The organism is Sphingobium limneticum (assembly GCF_008710165.1).
In the GTDB taxonomy this organism is placed as follows: domain Bacteria; phylum Pseudomonadota; class Alphaproteobacteria; order Sphingomonadales; family Sphingomonadaceae; genus Sphingobium; species Sphingobium limneticum.
The window spans coordinates 416,723-438,529 of sequence record NZ_VYQA01000001.1 but is presented as its reverse complement, the minus strand read 5'-3'; the positions used below and the strand labels follow the sequence as shown (position 1 = coordinate 438,529).

The window sequence follows — 21,807 nt, the reverse complement described above, 5'->3', positions numbered from 1 at the left end:
AGTCGGCGTGGATCACCGTCTTGCCATCATGATGGATAGTGCAGCGATCCGTCGCCAATTCCCCGATCCGAAACATATGCGTCCCCCTTGCCATGGCGGGCCGATGCCTGTCCCTTTGCAAGCCGCGTCAGAAGGAACCGCCCGAACGTCCAATCACCCAATCCGGATTGCGCATTGATATGACCCGTTTCGCCCGCATCGGCAAACTGGCTTCCCCATGCCTGCGCCAATTCGCGCGATCGCTCGAACGGCATATAGGGGTCGTTATGGCTGGCGACGAAGATGGAAGGAAAGGGCAACAGTCTTTGCGGCAGCGGTGCGAAGCCGTGCAAACGGCTGTCTGCTGCCCGCGCATCGACTTCGGGCGGAGCCACCAACAAGGCTCCCTGTATCTTGTCGCTCCAGTTCGGGCAGGCCAGAGCGGCCCACCATGCGACGGCATGGCAGCCAAGACTATGTGCCGCGAGCAATATGGGGCCGTCCAATGCATTGATGGTCTGGTCGAGCCGGTTGACCCAACTGTTGCGATGGGGGCGGTCCCAACTGCCCAGGTCGACGCGATGACAGGCCGGGAACAGGGTTTCCCACTGACTTTGCCAATGGCCAGGGCCGCTGTTCATCAATCCGGGGACAGTCAGAATATGGGGTGTTTGGGCATTGCCTGGCCGGCCCATGGCGAAATCTCCTTCAGTCGATCCCTATATCTCAATTGACATGGTAGAGATAAAGCGAGAAAAACTTGCCTGCCGGAGAAAAAGGCTTTCGAGCGGTTCTCATATTTTTGGACCGCCGGCGTGCGCGATCACGGCATTTACCGCACGATGGCTAAAGCGGCCGATCGTTGCTTGATAAAGGCCCTCGTCATGCTGGTCACAATGATCAGGGCCACGCCGACGTCGATGATCAGGATCGCCGGATCGTCCGCGCTGCGCAACGCGGCATGAACGACAAGCGTGGCCGCCGTGGCGATGCCCAGGCTGGTGCGGAAGCGGGCCGTGGTCGATAGCGCAGGCATGGCAAGTGCGGCGGTCCAGCATAGGGTGGTCATGGCCCAGTAGCTGGCAACGGCCGGGACCGGCCCCAGCAGTGTCAGCAGCGCGACCGTCACGATCACCAGCGGCTGGCCCCATATCAGCGCGATCCACAGGCGTTCCAGGCGCGACGTGGCGCGGCCCTGCTCGCGCCGTCTGGCCAGCCACACATTGCCCCCGGTCGCGACGATCAAGGTCAGCCCCATGCCGAGCAGCGCGTAGATGATCTTGAGCGCTATCCCGCCATAGGTGCCGTAATGCAGCGGCGTGATCATGCCATAGATGCGCATACCCGCATTGCCGTCGGTCAGCCCCGCCCGCCATTTGAAACCGCCATCCGCGCTGAACAGAAAGGCTTCGTTCCGTGCCAGATGGCGCGGCGCCGCGACCATGATGCGCACTTGTTGCCCGACGGTGCCAGCATGTTCGATCGCCAATTGAGTCACGGCCGCGCCGGGCGCGCGCCGCTGGATATCGCGCAGCATCCGCGCCACGTCCGGCGGTGGCGCAGCGCGCATATCTATGCCGGCCTGCGGGCCGAGCAACGAAGCGATCGCTTTCTCCTGATCGCCCTTATACGCGACCATGGCCAGAATGATGGTGATAAGGCCGGCCAGGCCGAGCAGCGATCCGGTCAGCGCCACGATCAGATGAAAGGGCAAGGCCCAGACCCCGACGCGATTATGCAGGTCGGCATTGGTCAGCCGCCGCGACCCGCCCCAGCGCAGGCGAAAGGCGTCCTTCAGGATCCGCCGATGCGCCAGCAGGCCTGTGACGATACTGGCGAGCAGGATCGTGCCGAAAATACCGACGATGTAACGGCCGATTGCGCCGGGCAAGGTCAGGTTGAAATGCAGCAATTGCATGAATTCCAGCCAGGGCGTCTCGGCATGCGGCACCAACTGTCCCGTCGCATCGACATTCCAGTCGCGATGATCGCCTTTTTCGTCATAGCCGTAGACGGTCATGCGCGGCAGTTCGTCCGTCGGCATCTGCATATAGATGTCGTGGGCCACGCCCGCTTGTTGCGCCTTTGCCAGCGCGCGGGCGGATATGGCGGCGATATCCGCGTCCGACAGACTGGTGATGGCCGGCGCGTCCGGTCGTTCCCAGATGCTGATCTGATCCACCAGGACCAGGATCGACCCCGTCAGGCACAGGACATAAATGACCGCACCGAACAGGACGCCCAGCAGGCCATGGCCCTCCATGGCGGCGCGGGTCAGACTTTTGGGTATTTGCATGGATCAGGCCGTGATGAAAGTGATGCCGGCGCTGGTCGCCGCCAGGCCAAGGAAGACGCCGACCTGAAGCAGCAGGCGTCGATCGCAGACCGTCCAGGCGATCGCTCCACACCAGAGCGAGGGCATGGCCAGCGCCGCGAGGATGAGGCGCGTCTGCTCCGCCAGCGGTGCGCGGGTGGCGAACAGCACTGCCAGGCCGATGGCGGCGGCAAAGCCGAGCAGCCCCGCCGTCAGCGCGCGCGCGATCCCCCTGCCATAGCGGCGGCGGGGAAGGGGTGGTGCCGTCCGGTCCCGCACGGTCTGGACAGGACGTATCTCGATCCGGGTCAGGATGAAGGCGAAGGCCAGCAAAGCTGCCGTCTCCAGCGCAAGCGCAATACCGATTTCCGCGCCAAAGCCGATGGTCCAGGCACCGGTCGAAAGGCTCCATAAGAGCGCCGCCCCAACACCGGCGCGCCAGTTCAACGCATGGCGCGTCCACGCCCGCCAGCATAGCAATATGCCGGCCAGCGACGCCATCAGCGCCGTGACAATAAGAAGAGCCGCCCCCATTTTTCCAATCCTCCTGTTGCGCCTATATTGCTACTGATATTGACTCGCAACATATATGTTTCTAGGGGGCCCTCATCTTGTGGGGGGATATATTATGCTTTCTCGTTTTCTCGGTTCAGCCTTGCTGCTCGCGGGCACCGCACCTCTGGCCTATTCGCAGACGCCTGCAGCCACCAATCCGGCCGCTTCATCGGCGGACAGTGGCGACATCATCGTCACTGGACAAAAGACCAACCGCACGTTGCAGGAAACCCCGGCCAGCGTCGCAGTTGTCACCAGCGAATCCATCAGCAACCAGAATCTGATCAGTGTCTATGACATATTGGAGCGGACGCCCAATCTGGCGGTGGACGGTAACAAGACGACCTTCTCGATTCGCGGCATCGACGCCTTCAGCGTGTCGGGCGGCGGTGATGGCGCCTTGGCCAGCGTCTATCTGGACGGCGCGGTCATGCCGCGCACGGCGCTCACGGCCGGGCCGCTCGACCTGTACGATATCGCGCAGGTGGAAGTGTTTCGTGGCCCGCAATCGACCGTGCAGGGTCGCAATGCACTGGCCGGCGCGGTCATCATTCGGACCACGGATCCCAGCTATGAATGGACCGGCCGTTTTCGCGCGCTGATGACGGACAAGGATGGGCAGCGCCGCGTCGGCGCCGCCATCGGCGGCCCGCTGGTCGATGGACAGCTGGCTTTCCGCCTGGCCGGCGAAATTGCGCGAGCCGATGGCCTGATCCACAATGTCACGACCCATCGGGACGCCGATCGCCGTGAATCGGAGACGTTGCGGGCCAAGTTGCTGCTCACACCCGATTTCCTGCCAGCTTTGCGCGTCGTCGCAACCTTCATGCATGACCGTCATCAACGCGGCACCTTCTACAGCGAATTCCAGGCGCCCTATGACGGCCGCGACCGGATCGCCACGGAGGATGTGATGGATCGGCAGACGGTGAAGAGCGATATCGGCACGGTGGAAATCGGCTATGATCTGGGCGGCGGCCTCAGTCTCACGTCCGTCACCAATTATAGCGATATCCGCTTCCGCTCGATCGCGGACCCCGATCGGGGTCCGACGCCGGGGCAGACCAGCCGCGTCTACGATCCGGTCAAAACGTTCCAGCAGGAATTGCGGTTCAACATCGACAAAAGCTGGGTTCATGGTCTGATCGGCGGCTATTATCTGCGCGACGACAATCGCGGCTATCAGTTCGAGGCGACGCAGAGCCTAAACCTCACGCGACTGGGCGTGGACCGGCAGTTGCTAGCGATGGGCTTGCCGCAGGCCACCGTCAACGCCGTGCTCAATCTCTATGGCGGCGTGGTTCCGATCCGCAACAGCCTGTCGCAGCCGCGCCTGACTGAAAATTACGCCGGTTTCGCCGACCTGACCTTTCCCGTCACTGATCGCTTCAGGATCAATGCCGGCTTGCGCTACGATCATGAAACGCAGGAACGTGGCGCCACCCAGACCGTCGTGATCGACCGGGCGCTGCCCGATCCTGCCAACCTCTCGATCCCGGCGCTGGCACCGATCATCACGCAACTCAACGCGATATTGCGGGCGACGGCGGCAAACGCCAATAGCGTCGAGCCGGTGCGCCCCGTCACCTATACCGCCTGGCTGCCAAAGATCGGTCTGACCTATGATCTGGCGCAGGACGTATCACTCAGCTTCACCGCCCAGCGCGGCTATCGTGCAGGCGGCGCGGGCCTGAACCAGCAACGTGCGCAAGCCTATGATTTCAATCCGGAATATACGTGGAACTATGAATTTGCGCTGCGGTCCGAATGGTTCGATCGTCGCCTGACGCTTAACGCCAATGCCTATTGGATCGACTGGAAGGATCAGCAGGTGTCGGTCCAGCTGACCCCCGGCGCGGTGTTCGACACACAGGTGGTCAATGCCGGCAAGTCGCGCCTCTACGGTGTCGAAGTGGAGCTCAGCGGTCGGCCGACCCCGACGCTCAACCTCTATGCCGGTGCCGGTTACAGCAATACGAAGTTTCAGGAATTCAACGTCATGATCGGATCATTGTCGGCGGCCGCGCAGGGCAATGAATTTGCCCGTGCGCCGCATTGGACGATATCCGGTGGCGCGACATTCCATCATCCAAACGGTCTGTTCGCCAATCTCAACGCCAATTATCGCAGCGCCTATTATCAGGATACGGTCGATCAGGCGTTTCGTGACATTCCCGGCCGCACGCTGGTCAACGCCAAAATCGGTTGGCAAGGCGAGCATGTCGGCGCCTTCCTGACTGCGACGAATATCTTCGACGTGCAAAAGCCCAGCCAGTTCTTCACCGATTTCGACAGGCGCGTGCGCGGCACATTTATCGAGCCGCGCATATTGGGGCTGAGCTTCGAAGGGCGTTTCTAAAACTGGCGGGGTGATAGTGCCTATCGCAGGCCATCACCCCTTCCGTTGCCAAGTCGTCGTCACCCCAGCCATCCGCCGGTAAAGCCGGCTCGTTGCAGGCCGCGTTTGACATGCGGATTTTTCTTCATCGTGTTCCAGACCAGGCCGGAGCGATAATTTTCGATCATCGCTACGATCGGCCCTTGGTCGATGCCCAGATAATCCTTGTCGACCCAGCCGACGCCCAGGCGAAATTCGCCATGGCGGAAGGGTTGGGCCGGCCGGCGGATGATGGTCGGGTTGAAACTGTCGAGGAAGCCATATTTGTCGTAAAGCTGCTCGCCATAGCGGAAATACATGGCCTGGATGGTCGGCTCGACGATTTCCGGCGCAAAGGGGAGGGAGCCGAGCAGCGCCGTCGGTGCCAGCGTCCCGTCATCCCGTTCGCCGGGTCCGCGCGCGGAATAGCTGTAGAATTCCCGTTCCTTGCCGGCCAGCGTCATCTTGAAATCGCCAGGCCCGTCGCAGGCCGTCAGCCCCCAACAGTCCGCGCCATAGCCGGCCCAGCCGCCCGGATTCTCCATCGCATAGTTGCGTTGGGCATAGGTGGCGCGGCGGCTGTTTTCGAAATAGTCGATGCCCTTGCCGGCCATGTAGCGGTCGCGAATATCCCGGAAATCGACCCAGACATGGCTATATTGATGGCCGAACATCGGCGCGAAATGCAGATGCGGATCGCCCCAGCGCGACGACCAGCTGGTTTCGAACTGGGTGCTCCACACATTCCATGTGTCGTCGCGCAGGGGGAAGGTGGGTGACCCCATGCCCAATATGTATAGGATCATACCCTCATTATAAATTTCCCAGTCCGAGCGGATGAAGCCGCTTTCAGGATGCCAGCCCATGGATACGAACGGCGCACGCGGCGTGATCCAGGTCCATTCCACCGCGCGATAGAGCCTCTCCGCCAGATCGCGGATCTTCACCTCATCGGGATGCAGCGGATCGTCGAACCAGCTTTGCGCGAACAGCACGCCGGCCATCAGCAGTGCCGTGTCGATCGTCGAGAGTTCGGACAGAGCGAAACGATAGCCCTTGGTAGAGCCGAGGAAATGATAGAAGAAGCCGTGATTGCCGCTGACCTGCGTGCGCTTGTCGCCCATCGGCGCGGCGACCAGGAATTGCAGCGTCGTCAACGTCCGCTGCCGCGCTTCGTCACGGCTGATCCAGCCATGGGTGACGCCGATCGGATAAGCGGTCAGCGCAAAGCCGACGGCGGCAATCGACACGAAGGACGGGGTGGGCCAGCGATCGGGCGCCATACCCGTCTTTTCGTCGGTGACTTCCCAGAAATAACGAAAGGCCAGCTTCTGGATATCGTCGATCAGCGGGCTGACCTCTACATCCAGCGCGGGGCGATGGTCCAGCTTGGTCCATCCATCCACCGCGATCGGTCCCGCAGCAACCGGCACCTCCGGCGCGCGCGTGGTGCAACCCGACAATAGCCCGGCCAAACCCATTCCCGCCGTGCCAACGAACGTCCGTCTGTCCAGCAATAGTTTACTCCAGTTGCAGAACCGCAGCGGACCAGACCGTGCAGAACCGGTCCGCTGCGGGATGCGCAGCCATCAGAAGCGATAGCCGACGCGGAATTGAATACGGCGCGGTAGGGTCATCAGATTGGCTGCATAACGGCCATCGGCCGGGTCCAGCGGATCGATGATCTGCCCTGTCGCAGGATTGATGCTGTTGTTGAAGAAGCCGTCGAACCCGCTGAAATTCTTGTTGTTGAAGACGTTGAGCACATCGACGGCGAAATTGACTTGGTCGTTTTTGCCGAAGAGGGGGAAGGTCTTCGCCAGCGTCATGTTCACTTCGCAGAAGGCGAAGACGCCCTTGATGCAATTCTTCTTGGGATAGCGGGCGGTGAAATCATTCAGGCCGGAAGATGCGCCGTTCGTTCCGTCGGTAACGGCATAGGCTTCACCCGAACCCAGGGTGGTCAGGGTCGAGAATTGGAAGCCGAGCGGTAGATCGACGATGCCCGATAGCACCAGGCGATGACGTTCGTCGCCCGGCGAAGCGCGCCAGCCATAGGAATCCGGTGTCGGCGCATCCAGGCTGAACAGGTCGCCGCCATTCTTCTCCGACTTGCTGAGCGTGTAGGCGACGTTCAGCCCCCATCCCGACTGTTTGGTGTAATTTTTGTCGAGCGTGAAATAGAGCGCCTTGTAGCGGGTATCGAGCCCGTCATAGCCGATCAGCACGTTGGAATAGCCCGCCGCGCGGACTGCGGCGAGGGACGTCGCATCGCAGCAGCTGCCGAAACCGCCCCCGTTTCGGGTCGCAAACAGGTTGGTATAGCCGTTTCGCCCGCGCTGATAGGAAGCGGTGAGCGAGGTTTCGAAAATGCCGATGCGCTGGCGCACGCCGAGCGAGAACTGGTCATTGACCGGTGGCTTGGCGTTGTTCTTGACGGCGAACAGTTCGGGCAGGCCAACATCCGGATTGGCATTGACCAGGGCGAGCAGCCCGTCACGGGTCAGGTATGACGAATTCCATGCAACCGTAGGCTGGCCGTCGCGCGGCAGGCCGTCGGCCGAGAAACGGAACAGTCCGATCGGGTTGATCGTACGCGACAGTTCATCGACCGTATTGTTGAAATTGTTGCGGTCATAATAGCGGCCGGCGCCACCGAAGACGACGGTGCTGCGATCCCCCTTCACATCCCAGGAGAAGCCCAGGCGCGGCGCAAAGGCGCCCTTGAACGGGCTGCGGTCATTGCCATCGCTGATATAGTCTTCGGCGTTGAAATAGGATGTCGTCGGCAATGCGCGCAATGCCGCCGCGGCGGCGGCGGGCGTGCGATATTTATTGTTGAACCCGTTGCTTTCATGATCCCAGCGCAGGCCAAGGTTTAGCTGCAATCGCTCGGTAACGTCCCAGTCATCCTGGATGTAGAAACCCAGTTGCGTGTTCGACGACTGGATCAGGCCCGAACCAAGGCCGAGGCGCGCTTCGGCCGGGAAGGCGAAGTTCAGATTATTATTGGGTTCGCGGCGGAAATAATAGCGGGGCTGGATATAGGCCTGATTGTCGAAACTGATATCGGTAAATTCGACACGCGCACCGAACTTGATCGCGTGGCCGCTGAAACCGGTGTAAGTCAGGTCGTTACGGAAATTATAGCTCTGCTGCACTTCGCGCCGCGTCGAATCCTTGCCGCCGAACAGGATCACGCCCTGATAGTCATAGGCGGGCAAGCCGGGATTGATCGCGACCGGGTTGAATGTGTAATTCAGATAGTTGGCGCTGAATTCGTTGACCACGCTGTCGTCGTCATATGTCCATTTGAACTGATAGGTGTCGACCACATTGATCTTGTTTTCGGCATATTCGTAGGAAACATTGTCGCGGAATCCCTGTACGTCGGTTTCTTCACGACGACTGTAGGACAGGTCGAACGTCTGATTTTCGTTCGGCGTCAACGTCAGCTTGCCGAAATAGAAATCGCTTCGGAACGGGCTGACGAACGCGCCTTCGAAATCGGAAATCCGGCGTCCGGAAAATTGTTCGAATTCGTTGATCGCCTCGGGTGAACCGTTCGACTTCACATTGAAGGCGCGATCCTGATCATTGCCTTCATAGGCCATGAAGAAGAACAGCTTGTCCTTGATGATGGGACCGCCCAACGACGCACCATATTGCTTGCGCTCGAATGCGGGCTTGGCGTTGCCGTCGCGCTTGTCGAGATAGCTTTTTTGCGTCAGCGATCGGTCGGTATATTGGCCGAATATCTCGCCATGAAATTCATTGGTGCCCGATTTGGTGATGGCTGTGATCACTGCTGCGCCGGCCTGCTCATATTCGGCCTTGTAATTCTGCGTGATGACACGGAATTCCTGGACGGCGAGCTGGCCGAAGGGATTGCCGCGGCTGTTCTGCTGACCCGCCACGCCGCCTTCGCGCAGCTTGTTCTTCAGGCTGACGCCGTCGATGAAGACATTGACCTGGCTGGCGGGGGAGGCGCCCGACGAAAAGCCTTTATCGGTTTCGGAATCCTTATAGCGGACGCCCGGCGCCAGCGCCGCGAAACTCAGGAAGTTGCGATCGGTCTGCGGCAGAACGCGGATCTGCTCCTGGCTGATATTGGTCGCGATTTCGCTGGTCCGCGTCTCGCGCAGGCGGCTGCCGGTGACGACGATCTGGCTGCCGGCGCCATCGTCGGGCGTGGCGTCTGCCGTGTCGGTCGCAGGCGTACCCAACCGGGCGTCGACCGTGGCGGCCTGGCCCACGCCGACCGCGATATCCTGTTCGAACGTGCCTTTGTCGGAACCGGTTACAGCGATGCGATATGTGCCGGCGCGCACGCCGTTCAGAATGTACGTGCCGTTGGCGCCGCTGGTCGCGGTCTGGGCACGGCTGGTTCCGGTGCTGCTCAGCGTCACGGTCGCGCCGGGCACGGGCGCACCGGCGGAGTCCGTCACCCGGCCACGGATGGAGGCTACCGTCGTCTGCGCGCTGGCTGGCGCGGTCATCACGACGACGCTGCTGAGCGCGGTGGCGCTGGCAAGCAAGAGGCGGATCGCGTTCGTCTTTGTCATGGCATCTGTTCCCCTGTCTTATCCCCGTTCCCTTCGGGGCGGTCGTTACGCTGTTGTTTGTTCGTGCTGTTGCGAACAATGAGGCTGGGATGTCTAAGTTCCGTCTGCGGAACGTTTTCTCCGTCGATCACCGCAGAAAGGCGGTTAACCGCACGCGCACCAAGGTCGGCGATATCGACCGCCATGGTGGTCAGGCCGGGGCTGATGAGGCGCGCCAGCGGAATATTGTCGAAGCCTGCAACGGCAATCTGCCCCGGAACATCGATGCCCATGTCACGCAGCGCAACCAGCGCGCCGATCGCCATCATGTCGTTGGCGGCGAAGATCGCATCGACATCCGTTCGCTGCATCTGCAGGTGCCGAACCGCGAGATGGCCGGATTCCTCATCGAAATTACCGGGCAGAATGACGGGATCCAAACCAGCCGAGATCATCGCCTCGCTATAGCCGCGCGCACGCTCGGCAGCCTCGATATTGCCCTGCGACCCGGCGATATGGACGATGGCACGGCGGCCCGTCGCTACCAGATGCTCGACCATGGTCCGTGCGCCAGCGGCATTGTCGATCCGCAGTTCGGGGCGACCCTGCCGATTTTCGGGGCCATTGAGCAAAATGGCAGGGATGCTGGCGGGCAGGTGCGCGAACAATAGATCGGGGTCGATATGCGGCGCCATGACGATCAGCCCGTCGACCCGCCCGCGCATGTTGCGCAGCGCCTCGATCCCGTCGCCCAGCCCCATGTGCATGTTCGACAGCAGCAGGTGGCGCCCCCGCATCGCAGCCTCCCGCTCCATGCCGCGCAATATTTCGGAGAAGAACTCGCCATGCAGATCGGGCAGCACCACGCCGATGACGCCGGTGCGCGCCAGGCTGAGGTTGCGGGCGCCGGCATGGGGGACATAGTTCAGCTTGCGGGCCGCCGCCTCGACTCGCGCCTTCAATTCCGGGCGCACGTTGGGCAGCCGGTTGAACACGCGCGACACGGACGCAACCGAAGCGCCGGCTTCGCGCGCCACGTCTCTGATCGTTGCCTGTGCGAAGGCCTTGTCGTTCATCCTCTGCCCTTGTCCGTCGCTTTTTTGCCGGCATGGCTTGCCGATCCATCTTGTAACCGGTTACAAGAAACCAAAGGACACTGCAATAGTTTGGCGAACGGTGCAGCATGACATCGGCTACGCCTCGAAAAAATTAGGAGAAAGACATGCAGCCCCGCTCCTCCGTTTCGCGTCGTGCGATCATCCTTGGCGCCGGTGCGGTGGCGGCCTGGGCATCCTCGCCGGCCCGCGCGCTGCTGGCGCAGGCGGGCGATGGCGGCACGGCATCGGCAGATCTGGACGCGCTGATCGCGAAGATGACGGTCGAGGAAAAAGCGGGGCAGGTCACATTGATGGCGGCGGCCTGGGCCGGTGGCGCGGCCAATGCGCTCAATCCGACATCGCCCTCCAAATCCAGTTTCCAGCAGCAATTGGCAGATGTGCGCCGTGGGCGGGTCGGCGGCGTTTTCAACGGCAACGGCGCGGAAATGGCGCGCCAGATGCAACTGGTGGCAACCGGGAAATCCCGCCTGAAAATCCCGCTCATCTTCGCGGCCGATGTCATTCACGGTTTCCGTACCGTCTTCCCCATGCCGCTGGCCGAAGCGGGCAGTTTCGATCCCGCGCTCGCCGAACAGACCGCGCGCATCGCCGCGGTCGAGGCGACGGCGGCCGGTATCGACTGGAATTTCGCGCCGATGGTGGACATCGCCCGCGACCAGCGCTGGGGCCGGGGGATAGAAGGCGCGGGCGAGGATGTGTTGCTTGGCCGAATCATGGCCGATGCGCGGGTGCGCGGTTTTCAGGGGCGTTCCGGCCTGACGGCGGATGACGCCATGGCCGCCTGCGCCAAGCATTTCGCGGCCTATGGGGCGGCCGAAGGCGGGCTTGATTATAATAGTGTGGACGTGTCGGAACGGACGCTGCGCGAAATCTATTTCCCGTCGTTCCAGGCCGCGCTGGATGCGCAGGCGGCAACGGTCATGGCGTCCTTCAACGAATTGTCCGGCGTGCCGGCAACCGCCAATCACTGGCTGTTGACCGATATATTGCGACGGCAGTGGAAGTTCGACGGTCTGGTCGTGTCCGACTATACTGGCGATTTCGAACTGATCGACCATGGCTTTGCCGCCGATGAGCGGGAGGCGGCGAAACTCGCTTTCCTCGCAGGGGTCGACATGTCGATGCAGTCGGGCTTCTACATTCGTCATTTGCCCGATCTGGTGAAGGCCGGGGACGTGCCGGTGGCGCGGCTCGACGAAGCGGTCCGCCGCGTCCTCGCGCTCAAGGCCAAACTTGGCCTGTTCGACGACCCCTTCCGCCGGATCGATCCCAAGCGGGAGAAGCAGAGGGTCCGCACGCCCCAACATCTGGAGGTTGCGCGCGACGCGGCCCGACGGTCGATCGTGCTGCTCAAAAATGAGAAGGATCTGTTGCCGCTGCCGCGATCGGGCAAGCGGATCGCGTTGATCGGCCCCTTCGTACAGGGACAGCGCGAACTGATCGGGCCGTGGAACGTCTATGGTACGGACGCCGATGCCGTCGACCTGTTGAGCGGGATGCGCGCGGTGGCCAGCGATCCGCAATCCATCGTGGCGGTCGACGGGTCGGGCATAGAAAAGCCGATCGCCGGCGGCATAGAGGCGGCCGTGTCGGCCGCGCACAATGCCGACATCGTCATACTCGCGATCGGCGAAAGCCAGAAAATGTCGGGCGAGGCACAATCCCGCACCGACATCACCATTCCTGTGGCCCAGATGGCGCTGGCCGAAGCGGTAGCGCAGACCGGCAAACCGATCGTCGTGCTGCTGCGTCACGGCCGCGCGCTGGCGCTGCATGGCGCGGTGAAGGAGGCGCCTGCCATATTGGCGACCTGGTTCCTGGGATCCATGTCCGGCATGGCCATCGCGGATATCCTGTTCGGCGTGGCCAGCCCCTCGGCCCGGCTGCCCTGCTCCTTTCCCTATGAGAGCGGGCAGGAGCCGCTTTATTATGCGCACAAAAATACCGGCCGCCCCAACCCGCCCGGCCCGCGCCAGGACTATAAGACCCATTATCGCGAGGCGCCCAACGCCGCTCTCTATCCCTTCGGCCACGGCCTGACCTATGGGGAGATCGTCTACACGAAACTCGACATGGGCACTGGTCGCTTGACGGCAGGCGGCGAACTGACGGTGGTGGCCAGTATACGCAACAGCGGCCGGCAGGCGGCGATCGAGGTCGCCCAACTCTATGTGCAGGATATCACGGCCAGCATCACCCGACCGGTGCGCGAGTTGAAGGCATTTCAACGCATCACGCTGAAGCCCGGCGAAACGCAGCAGGTTCGCTTCACGCTAAAGCGCGACGATCTGACCTTTCTGGGACAGGATATGCAGCCGACCGTCGAGCCGGGCAAATTCCGCCTGTGGGTCGCGCCCTCCGCTCAGGCGGAAGGAGTCTCGGACATGTTCGTGCTGGCCTGACCGAGACGCGGACTGCATGCCATGATCGCCGCGCCCATCGCCATGGCGGCCAGCGGCCCGGCGATCATCAGCCAATATATGGCTGCGCGCGCCGTGGCATCGGGCGTCCCGCCCGCATAACCCCAATGGGCATAGGCCAGCCCCAGCAGCAGTGCGGCCAGGCCCAGCCCCATTTTCTGCACCAGCATGAACAGGCTGAAGGCGGTAGCTTCCACGCGAAAGCCGCTGACCCGTTCGCCATAGTCCACGGCCATCGGCAGCATCGCCCAGGCGGCCAGATGAAATCCGCTCATCGCCACCTGCACGACGGCCATGACGATGATCGAAAGAACGACGCCCGGCACGGTGGGCCAGAGGGCGACGCTGGCAAGAGCCAGCATCCCGCCACCCGCTGCCATCAGCCAACCGGCGCGCGCCCCGATCAACATCGCCACCGCCGTCCACAGCGGCACCGCCACGGCCCCGGTCACACCCATGACGGCCAGCGCCTGTTTTCCGGCCACCGGCGCCGACAATATATAGGTGAAATAATAAAGGACGGAATGGCCGATGATCGCCCCGGCCATGGTGACGCACAGGGTCGCCGCACCGAGCATCAGATAGGCGCGGTTATGGGACAGGGCGCGCAAATCCCGGCGAACGGTCCGTGCGGCGGCCTGCGACCGATCGACCGGTAGCTGTTCGGGCACGCGCCACACCACGGCCGCCAGAACGCAGGTCGCCACCAGCCCCAGCAGCAGCGCCGTCCCGCTATAGCCCTCGCCTTGCTCCGGCATGGCAAAGGCAACCGTAACGGCGCCCAACGCCCCGAACGTCATGCGCGATCCCGACATCAGCGTCCGATCCGTCGCATGGCGGCTGACCCGCGTGGACCAGGCCGCATAGGGAAGATTGACCAGCGCATAGACGATACGGAACGCCAGATGCACCGTCAGCACCAGCGCGAAAAGACTATCGCCAGGCAGTGCCGGCTGCACGAATAACAGCATGAACAGCACGGCCAGCGGCGCCGCGCCCCACGCCACGATCTGCCGGTACCGCATGCGCCAGCGATCCGCCGCCAGCCCGATGCCCAGATCCGCCAACCCGTCGGCAAAGGCGCCCGCCACCATGATGATCCCCGCCTTGTCGGGCGTCAGGCCCAACCGGTCGGTGTAGAAAAAGAGCAGATAGAGGCTGACCGTTTGCCAATAGAGATTGAACGCATAGTCGCCCGCGCCAAAGCCGATGGCCCGGACCGGTCGAGCCGCTTGGGCGCGCGGCGGGAGGGGGACGGGATCGGCCATCCCCTCGGTAATAGGCTGCCGCACTCCCTTTGTCAGGACCGCCGTTTTCAGCGGCGCGCTTCGAAAATGGAAATGCGCCGCGATGCTTTCAATTCCACCGTCGATTGCAGTTCGCGCTGCAACATGGTCAGCATCCAGGCGCGATGACGCGCCAGAAAGCCGGGGAAATCGTCCGGCTTGGCCGGGTTGAAGACGGGCACGGCCCAATCGGCATTTTGCTCGACATAGGGGATGACCGGCAGTTTCGCGCCATCATCGGGCAAATCGACATGGCGGCCCAGATAGCTGTTATCCTTGAAACGGATATATTCCACCGGCGTGAAGCCTGCCTGGATCAGATAATCGGGGCCGTTGCGCCCGATCTCGCTACCATAGCGGGCGGTACCGGCGACCTTGAAGATATTATCGGCAAAACGGACATCGCGTGCCCAGCCATCCCAGTTGGTCGCCACGACCATCTGCACATCCATGCCCTTGCCGACATGGACGACATTCTTTTCGACCAGCGCGTCTGACACGTTGCCCGACAGCTGGAAGATGCGGGTTCCGTCGTTGCGGCTGACATTATGGCGGGCGATCGTCCCGCGATTGCCCAGATTATCCTTCTCGTTCCGCTTGGGCGAACAGATAAGGAGGAAGCCGCCGGCATTGTCGTGACTATAATTGTACAGCAGCGTCGTCCGCCGCGAATTGAAATCGGAATCGAAACCCTGCCCGTCATAGCGGGTGCGGGTATAGGCGGCCTCGTTCAACTGGATCAAGCTGTTGTCCGTGCTCCATTGCCAGATGCCGGCGCTGTAACCGGGGGCACGGCTGCCGGCGTAGCGGACGATATTATGCTCGATCAGCGTGCCGTCGGTGCCACGCGGCACGATGCCGTCGCCGCCGACATCCTCGACATAATTGTCGCGAATGACGACCTCTTCGCTTGGAAACCAGTTGCTGAACGTCACCCGGTCGCTGATGCCGGCAATGCCGGACCGATCGACGCGCCACACGATATTCCGTTCGATGATCAGATCGCGAAAGCGTGTCGCCAGTTTCTGCCCGGTCGCGCTGAACACGATGCCGCCATTATCCTTGCGCGCATTGGTGCCGCGCACGTCATGCACATACATGTCGGTGACACGGATACCCCGCGTGACGCCCCGATCCTGCGCGGATATCAGCACGCCATATCGTTGCGCGGGGGTGCTGGCGTCGTTGGTCACTTCCAGTCCGCTGATGGTGACATATTCCGCGTTGACGACAGCGACACCATGAGGGGATATGCCACCCACATCGATGCGCGGGCGCGGGCCAATGCCGGTCGCGGCGACGGTGATCGGCGCATTGGCCTTGCCCGATTTGCTTATGGTCAAGGGTTCCTTCCAGGCCGAACCCGCTGCCAGCAGCAATTGATCGCCCGGCTGCAAAGCTATATCTTTGATCCGCGACAAGGATTTCCATGATTGCGCATCCGACGTGCCGCTGAACCGATCGTCGCCCTTGACCGAATTGAAGTAATAGGTGGTGGCAAAGGCCGCAGATGGGGCGCCGACCGCGTATAGACAGGCTGACAGGGCAAGAGCGCCCCAATATTTAACCAAGGTTCAGACCTTCACATTGCTGCATCATTCGATGCGGCTTTAGCGGCAAGTCGCTGAACGGGAAGTGAAACATATAAATGCCGGTCCCGGTCGATCGACCAGGACCGGCGTTACGATCAGACCGCCCAGCAACCGCAGCCCAACGCCCCCCAGAAGCTCTGGACATCGGCGGCCGGCACATTGGCGCCCAGCGCTGCGGCATGGTCATGGCCATGGACGCCGCAGGATGAGGCGCAACCACAGGCCGATGCCAGTTTCTTTGCGGTTTCATCCTTGCGATAATGGCCGCCAAAGGTCGCTACGGGAGACCAGTCCGGCATCGCCTTGGGCGCAATCGGCGCCAGCGCACCATAATCATCCTCCCCATAGACGATCTTGCCGCCCAGGACGGTCAGGACCGAACGAAGATGGGCGATCTCATCCTCGGGCACGGAAAAATAATCGTCCGACAACAGGGCCAGGTCGGCCAGCTGTCCCTTTTTGATCTGCCCCTTCTTGCCTACCTCGTTGGAAAACCATGTGTTCTTTTCGGTCCACAGGCGCAGCGCGGTTTCGCGGTCCAGCCGGTTGCGCACCGGATAGAGCGTCAGTCCACCGACCGTCTTCGACGTCACCAGCCAACTGAGCGACACCCAGGGATTGTAGCTGGCGACGCGCGTGGCGTCAGTACCGGCGCCCACGGGCAGGCCGGCCGCCATCATCCGCTTGATCGGCGGCGTGGCCTCCGCCGCCTTCGCTCCATAGCGTTCGACGAAATATTCGCCCTGGAAAGCCATGCGATGCTGCACGGCGATGCCGCCGCCAAGAGCCGCGATCCGGTCGATGTTCCGCTCGCTGATCGTTTCGGCATGGTCGAAGAACCAGTTCAGCCCCTGCAAGGGAATGTCGCGATTGACCTTTTCGAACACATCGAGCGCACGGCCGATCGTCTGATCGTAGGTGGCATGCATGCGCCAGGGCCAGCGGCGTTCCGCCAGCAGCCGGATGACCGGTTCCAGATCGCCTTCCATCTCCGGCGGCATATCGGGGCGGGCGACGCGGAAGTCCTCGAAATCGGCAGCGGAGTAGACCAGCATCTCGCCCGCGCCATTATGGCGGTACGTGTCGTCGCCATCGCCGGGCTTCACCTTGGTTGACCAGGTGGCGAAATCCTTCAGCTCTTCCTTGGGCTTTTGCGTGAAGAGATTATAGGCGATGCGCAGCGTCAGCTCGCCATCCTTGTGCAGCTTGTCGATCACCTCGTAATCGTCGGGATAATTCTGAGCGCCGCCGCCTGCGTCGATGACGCTGGTGACGCCCAGCGAATTGAGTTCGCGCATGAAATGCTTGGTCGAATTGAGCTGATATTCCTGCGGGAGCTTGGGGCCCTTGGCCAGAGTCGCATATAGGATCGTCGCATTGGGCTGAGCCAGCAACAGGCCGGTGGGATTGCCCTGCGCATCGCGCACGATCTCGCCACCCGGCGGATTGGGGGTATTCTTGTCATAGCCCACCGCCCGAAGCGCGGCCGCATTCAGCAATGCACGATCGTAGAGATGCAGGATGAAGACCGGCGTATCGGGCGCGGCGGCATTGATCTCCGCGATCGTGGGTAGCCGCTTTTCGGCAAATTGGTGCTCGGTAAAGCCACCGACCACGCGCACCCATTGCGGCGGGGGCGTATTTTCGGCCTGGCGCTTCAGCATGGCCATGGCCTCCGACAGGCTCGGCACGCCTTCCCAGCGCAACTCCATATTATAGTTCAGGCCGCCACGGATGACATGGATGTGGCTGTCGATCAGGCCGGGGATCAGGCGCCGTCCCTTGGCATTGATCGTCTGCGCGTCGGGGCCGGCGGCGGCACGCACCGCCTGTTCGCTGCCCACGGCCAGGAATTTGCCGTCCCGGATCGCCACCGCCTGCGCCACCGGATTTTCCCGGTCCAGCGTCGTGACCTTGGCATTGGTGATGATGAGGTCTTTCTGGCGCATGGCGAAGCTTTCCGAAGCGGTGAGGAGGGCGGTGGTGGCGGCGCTGGCGAGCGCCTGGCGGCGGGTGATCATGCGTCATGCTCCGTAGAAGCGATAGGGGCCGAAGGGGCGAGGATGCGATGAGCGATCGGCAACAATTGCTCGCCCAGCAAGATTCCGGCCAGTCCGATCAGAGCGATGACGGGCGGCGCGGGCGATCGTACACCCATCAGGCTGTAGACGATGCCGACCAGCAAACCGGCGCCGAGCGAAAGGAGATAGGCTTTCATGGGGCTTGTCCTTCGGCAGGGAAGGGGGAGGGGAGCCGCGACGGTGCGGCTCCCCGACGATGTTTAGTGGCCGCCTTCCGACGCATTGAACATGGTCTTGGCATAAGTGATGCCCAGGCCATAGGCGCCGCCCCATTTGCGGGCGATGCCCGTGGTCATGTCGTAGCTGTCGGTTCGTGCCCAGTCGCGTTGCAGTTCGAGCAGATATTGCAGCGCGGTGACCGGCTTGGCGCCGGCGGCGATCATGCGCTCGACGGCGCGTTCATGCGCTTCGTCCGAAATGTCGCCGCTGGCGTCGGTGATGACATAGGCCTCGAAACCCTGTTCGATGGCGGAAAGGACCGGGCCGACGATGCACACGCTGGTCCACAGACCGGCAAAGACGATGCGATCCTTGCCGATGCGGTTCACTTCCTCGATGACGGCGGCGTCTTCCCAGGTGTTCATCGACGTGCGGTCGAGCATCGGCTGATTGTCGAAGGCTTCGGTGATCTCGCTGAACATCGGCCCGGAAAAGCTCTTTTCGGCAACGGTGGTCAGGATGGTGGGGACTTTGAAACCGGCAGCGGCGTTGGATACCAGCGCCGCATTGTTGCGCAGCAGTTCAGGAGCGATCGACTTGGTGGCAAAGGCCATCTGCGACTGAAAATCGATCAGCACCAGCGCATGGTTGGTGGGCGACAGCAGGGCCTTGGCGGGGGTCGGGGTGGCAGTGATGGTCATGGCGAACGTCCTTCCTGAAATTGTCCTGTGCCCGTCCGTTCGGGCTGATGTCGTTCTAGCCATGGCGATAAATATGAAACAGGCGGATAAAACATGTTGAAACGTTCTATATTTTGGAAAAGCTGACTCGCGCAGCCCGATCGGCAAGTCTCCAGCCATGGTGGCTGCCCAACATGACCGGGGCGCGCGAACTTTTCGATCCGGGCCGCTTCACGGTCAACGCGGTTAAGTTATTGCAAACCAATATCTTATAATGACGGTCATGCGCCGGGGCTTCCCTGCTTCTGGCTGGACCGCCATGCCCTCGTCCCACTGCATTTTCGATGCGGCGCGACGAACCGATCGAGTGATTATCTACGTGCAGCCCTTCCCTCTCACGCGCCTGACCGAATGGCTCCTCGATTCGAGGACCAGGGTGCCGGCCGTGATCGCGGATCAGCTGAAGAACGGACTTTTCTCCTCGCTCCCGATCTTCCTGGGCGGCGTGCTCAACGCCACGGCCGTGGCGACGATCGCTGCGTGGCGGCATCCCTCCGGGCCTTTCCTGGGCTGGCTGCTGTTCGAAATCGGCCTGGGTCTGGTGCGGATGACCGTCCTCATCCATGGCAAGAAACGCATGGCGGCCGGCATGACGCCGCCGCGTGGCCTGTCCGCGATCCTGTCCTGTTTCTGGGCCTTGTCGGTCGGGATCGGCACGTCGCTCTGCATCCTGTCGGGCGACTGGATATTGGCGACGATCGCCTGCCTGTCCGCCGCGGCGATGGTATGCGGCATATGTCTGCGCAATTTCGGCACGCCCCGGCTGGCGGCGACGATGGTGTTCCTGGCGCTCGGGCCATGCGCGGTCGCGGGCAGCCTGACCGCCGACCCGGTGCTGCCGGTCATCAGCGTCCAACTGCCGATCTTCATGCTGACCATCTTCTCGGCCTCCTTCGCCTTGCACAAGATGCTCGTGTCCTGGATGACCGCGCTTGCCGATCTGGAGCGCAGCGAGTCCCTCACCGAAACCATTTTGCGTTCCAGCCCCGATCATATGCTGATCCTGGAAGACGATCATCGGATCATCTTCTACAATCAACCGGAAGGCGGGCTGGCGGCGGACACCCTGATCGGGCGTAACTGGCTTTACGAAATGGCGGAAGAAGATCGTCCGGCGGCACAAAGGGCGCTGGATCAGGCCAGGGCCAATCAGCCCGCCACCCTGATCCTCAGCCTGATGCCGGACACGGCCCTTGCGCCGGAACTGAGGAAGCCGCGCTGGTTCGATATCGCGATCAACAAGACGTCCGATGCCTCGGGCCGGTTGATCGTCGTCGCCCGCGACATCACCCATCAAAAGAAGTCGGAGGAAAAGGCCGTCTGGATGGCGCAGCATGATGCGCTGACCGGCCTGCCCAATCGCGCCCTGCTGCAGGATCATCTGGACGAGACATTGGCCAATGTCGGGCGGGATATGGAAGCGGCGATGCTCATCATCGACGTCGACAATTTCAAGACCATCAACGACAGCGTCGGCCATGACGGCGGCGACGCGCTACTCTGCGCCTTTGCCGAGCGGCTCCGCGCGGCCGTGGGGGAGGGCGATCTGGTCGCCCGCACCGGTGGCGACGAATTTGCGCTGGTCATCGCTGCCAGCTCCGTCGAGACGGTGGAGCAGGTCGCGCAGAATATCTATGATCAGCTCCGCACGCCGATCGACCATGGCGGGCGCCTGCTGGAATGCAGCGCCAGTATCGGCGCCAGTTTCATTCCGCGCGACGGCCGCACCCGCTCGGAAATCATGAAAGCCGCCGACATCGCCCTCTATGCCGCCAAGACCGGCGGCCGGGCGCGGCTGCGCATCTTCGAACCGGGCATGATGGTCGAGGTCGAACGGCATCAAACGATGATCGCGCTGGCTCGCCAGGCTTTGACCCACGATACGATCGTGCCCCATTATCAGCCCAAGGTCCGGTTGCGCACGTCGCAAGTCACCGGTTTTGAAGCGCTGCTGCGCTGGCGCGATCATGAAGGACAGTTGCGCACGCCCGACATGGTCCGCGCGGCCTTCGACGATCCGGCGCTCGGCTCGCTACTGAGTGAGCGCATGCTGCAAAAGGTGCTGGACGATATTCAGAACTGGACGCGCATCGGTCTGGCGTTCGGCAATGTCGCGATCAATGTCGCGGGGGCCGATTTCCGTCAGGGCGGCTTTGCCGACAAGGTCATTCGCAGCCTGAACGCGCGACAATTGCCGCCTTCCTGCATCCAGATCGAAGTCACGGAAAATGTCTTCCTGGGCCACGGTGCCGGCGATGTGGAACGCGAATTGCGCGCGCTCAGCGACCATGGCATCCGCATCGCGCTCGACGATTTCGGCACCGGCTATGCGTCGCTCTCGCATCTGACGCAATTCCCGGTCGACCTGCTCAAGATCGACCGCTCCTTCATCCAGCGTATCGGCACCAGCACGGATGCGGAGGCGATCACCTCCACCGTCGTCAATCTGGGCCATTGCCTGGGCCTGGAAATCGTCGCCGAAGGCATAGAGACGGCAGCACAGGAATCCTATCTGCGCGATATCAATTGCGACGTGGGGCAGGGCTTCCTCTATGCCCGCGCCATGCCGGCCGAAGCGGTGCCCGCCTGCCTGGCCCAATCCGAAACCGCCGGTCAGATTGCAAAGGCCGGCTAAGTTATTC

Annotated in this window: 14 protein-coding genes; 3 read left to right on the top strand and 11 right to left on the bottom strand. The window is 62.2% G+C overall.

The features are described 5' to 3' along the window. Nucleotides 1–26: 26 nt before the first annotated feature. The 3 genes from F4U95_RS01655 to F4U95_RS01645 form a co-directional block, all read right to left on the bottom strand. On the bottom strand, nt 27–674 hold the full coding sequence (locus tag F4U95_RS01655) for an RBBP9/YdeN family alpha/beta hydrolase (RefSeq protein WP_150424398.1): 648 nt from the start codon (nt 672–674) through the stop codon (nt 27–29). 137 nt (nt 675–811) lie between these two features. Beyond that, the gene (locus F4U95_RS01650; protein ID WP_120253253.1) at nt 812–2,275 is read right to left on the bottom strand and encodes a PepSY-associated TM helix domain-containing protein; all 1,464 of its coding nucleotides are present in this window, start codon (nt 2,273–2,275) and stop codon (nt 812–814) included. Nucleotides 2,276–2,278: 3 nt separating this feature from the next. Next, on the bottom strand, nt 2,279–2,827 hold the full coding sequence (locus F4U95_RS01645; protein WP_145986309.1) for a hypothetical protein: 549 nt from the start codon (nt 2,825–2,827) through the stop codon (nt 2,279–2,281). Between the two features lie 94 nt (nt 2,828–2,921). Here F4U95_RS01645 and F4U95_RS01640 point away from each other — a divergent pair, with 94 nt between their 5' ends. Then, nucleotides 2,922–5,207 carry a TonB-dependent receptor gene (locus F4U95_RS01640; protein WP_120253251.1) on the top strand — a complete coding sequence of 762 codons (2,286 nt, stop codon included), beginning with the start codon at nt 2,922–2,924 and terminating at the stop codon, nt 5,205–5,207. A gap of 59 nt (nt 5,208–5,266) precedes the next feature. Here the strand turns inward: F4U95_RS01640 and F4U95_RS01635 are convergent, their stop codons facing one another. The 3 genes from F4U95_RS01635 to F4U95_RS01625 form a co-directional block, all read right to left on the bottom strand. Then, nucleotides 5,267–6,706, bottom strand: a complete 1,440-nt coding sequence (locus tag F4U95_RS01635; RefSeq protein ID WP_246171463.1) for a glucoamylase family protein — start codon at nt 6,704–6,706, stop codon at nt 5,267–5,269. Nucleotides 6,707–6,814: 108 nt separating this feature from the next. Then, nucleotides 6,815–9,790, bottom strand: coding sequence for a TonB-dependent receptor (locus F4U95_RS01630; RefSeq protein ID WP_120253249.1), 2,976 nt, complete (start codon nt 9,788–9,790; stop codon nt 6,815–6,817). Continuing rightward, nucleotides 9,787–10,845, bottom strand: coding sequence for a LacI family DNA-binding transcriptional regulator (locus tag F4U95_RS01625; protein WP_120253248.1), 1,059 nt, complete (start codon nt 10,843–10,845; stop codon nt 9,787–9,789). The genes F4U95_RS01630 and F4U95_RS01625 overlap by 4 nt, the downstream gene beginning before the upstream one ends. A 146-nt stretch (nt 10,846–10,991) precedes the next feature. Between F4U95_RS01625 and F4U95_RS01620 the strand changes: the two genes are divergently transcribed. Beyond that, a complete protein-coding gene (locus F4U95_RS01620; protein ID WP_120253247.1) occupies nt 10,992–13,289 on the top strand; it encodes a glycoside hydrolase family 3 N-terminal domain-containing protein in 2,298 nt (765 codons plus the stop codon). Here F4U95_RS01620 and F4U95_RS01615 read toward each other — a convergent pair. From F4U95_RS01615 to F4U95_RS01595, 5 genes are all read right to left on the bottom strand, one after another. Next, nucleotides 13,250–14,575 carry an MFS transporter gene (locus F4U95_RS01615; RefSeq protein ID WP_120253246.1) on the bottom strand — a complete coding sequence of 442 codons (1,326 nt, stop codon included), beginning with the start codon at nt 14,573–14,575 and terminating at the stop codon, nt 13,250–13,252. The genes F4U95_RS01620 and F4U95_RS01615 overlap by 40 nt on opposite strands. Nucleotides 14,576–14,622: 47 nt before the next feature. After that, nucleotides 14,623–16,164: a right-handed parallel beta-helix repeat-containing protein gene (locus F4U95_RS01610; protein WP_120253245.1), complete on the bottom strand. Its 1,542-nt coding sequence runs from the start codon at nt 16,162–16,164 to the stop codon at nt 14,623–14,625. Nucleotides 16,165–16,280: 116 nt separating this feature from the next. After that, nucleotides 16,281–18,206 (bottom strand): amidohydrolase, encoded by a 1,926-nt coding sequence (locus F4U95_RS01605; protein ID WP_150411808.1) that lies wholly within the window; start codon nt 18,204–18,206, stop codon nt 16,281–16,283. Beyond that, nucleotides 18,203–18,403: a DUF1427 family protein gene (locus F4U95_RS01600; RefSeq protein WP_120253244.1), complete on the bottom strand. Its 201-nt coding sequence runs from the start codon at nt 18,401–18,403 to the stop codon at nt 18,203–18,205. Before F4U95_RS01600 ends, F4U95_RS01605 begins: the two co-directional genes overlap by 4 nt. A gap of 63 nt (nt 18,404–18,466) precedes the next feature. Continuing rightward, nucleotides 18,467–19,126: a hydrolase gene (locus F4U95_RS01595; RefSeq protein ID WP_120253243.1), complete on the bottom strand. Its 660-nt coding sequence runs from the start codon at nt 19,124–19,126 to the stop codon at nt 18,467–18,469. A 424-nt stretch (nt 19,127–19,550) separates the two neighbouring features. Here F4U95_RS01595 and F4U95_RS01590 point away from each other — a divergent pair, with 424 nt between their 5' ends. Continuing rightward, nucleotides 19,551–21,800, top strand: coding sequence for a putative bifunctional diguanylate cyclase/phosphodiesterase (locus tag F4U95_RS01590; protein ID WP_161600356.1), 2,250 nt, complete (start codon nt 19,551–19,553; stop codon nt 21,798–21,800). Nucleotides 21,801–21,807: the final 7 nt, after the last annotated feature.

Excerpts from the sequence above, each read along its gene's own strand:
- F4U95_RS01655 (WP_150424398.1), bottom strand. The coding sequence starts at position 674 with ATGGGCCGGCCAGGCAATGCCCAAACACCCCATATTCTGACTGTCCCC.
- F4U95_RS01650 (WP_120253253.1), bottom strand. The coding sequence starts at position 2,275 with ATGCAAATACCCAAAAGTCTGACCCGCGCCGCCATGGAGGGCCATGGC.
- F4U95_RS01645 (WP_145986309.1), bottom strand. The coding sequence starts at position 2,827 with ATGGGGGCGGCTCTTCTTATTGTCACGGCGCTGATGGCGTCGCTGGCC.
- F4U95_RS01640 (WP_120253251.1), top strand. The coding sequence starts at position 2,922 with ATGCTTTCTCGTTTTCTCGGTTCAGCCTTGCTGCTCGCGGGCACCGCA.
- F4U95_RS01635 (WP_246171463.1), bottom strand. The coding sequence starts at position 6,706 with ATGGGTTTGGCCGGGCTATTGTCGGGTTGCACCACGCGCGCGCCGGAG.
- F4U95_RS01630 (WP_120253249.1), bottom strand. The coding sequence starts at position 9,790 with ATGACAAAGACGAACGCGATCCGCCTCTTGCTTGCCAGCGCCACCGCG.
- F4U95_RS01625 (WP_120253248.1), bottom strand. The coding sequence starts at position 10,845 with ATGAACGACAAGGCCTTCGCACAGGCAACGATCAGAGACGTGGCGCGC.
- F4U95_RS01620 (WP_120253247.1), top strand. The coding sequence starts at position 10,992 with ATGCAGCCCCGCTCCTCCGTTTCGCGTCGTGCGATCATCCTTGGCGCC.
- F4U95_RS01615 (WP_120253246.1), bottom strand. The coding sequence starts at position 14,575 with ATGGCCGATCCCGTCCCCCTCCCGCCGCGCGCCCAAGCGGCTCGACCG.
- F4U95_RS01605 (WP_150411808.1), bottom strand. The coding sequence starts at position 18,206 with ATGATCACCCGCCGCCAGGCGCTCGCCAGCGCCGCCACCACCGCCCTC.
- F4U95_RS01600 (WP_120253244.1), bottom strand. The coding sequence starts at position 18,403 with ATGAAAGCCTATCTCCTTTCGCTCGGCGCCGGTTTGCTGGTCGGCATC.
- F4U95_RS01595 (WP_120253243.1), bottom strand. The coding sequence starts at position 19,126 with ATGACCATCACTGCCACCCCGACCCCCGCCAAGGCCCTGCTGTCGCCC.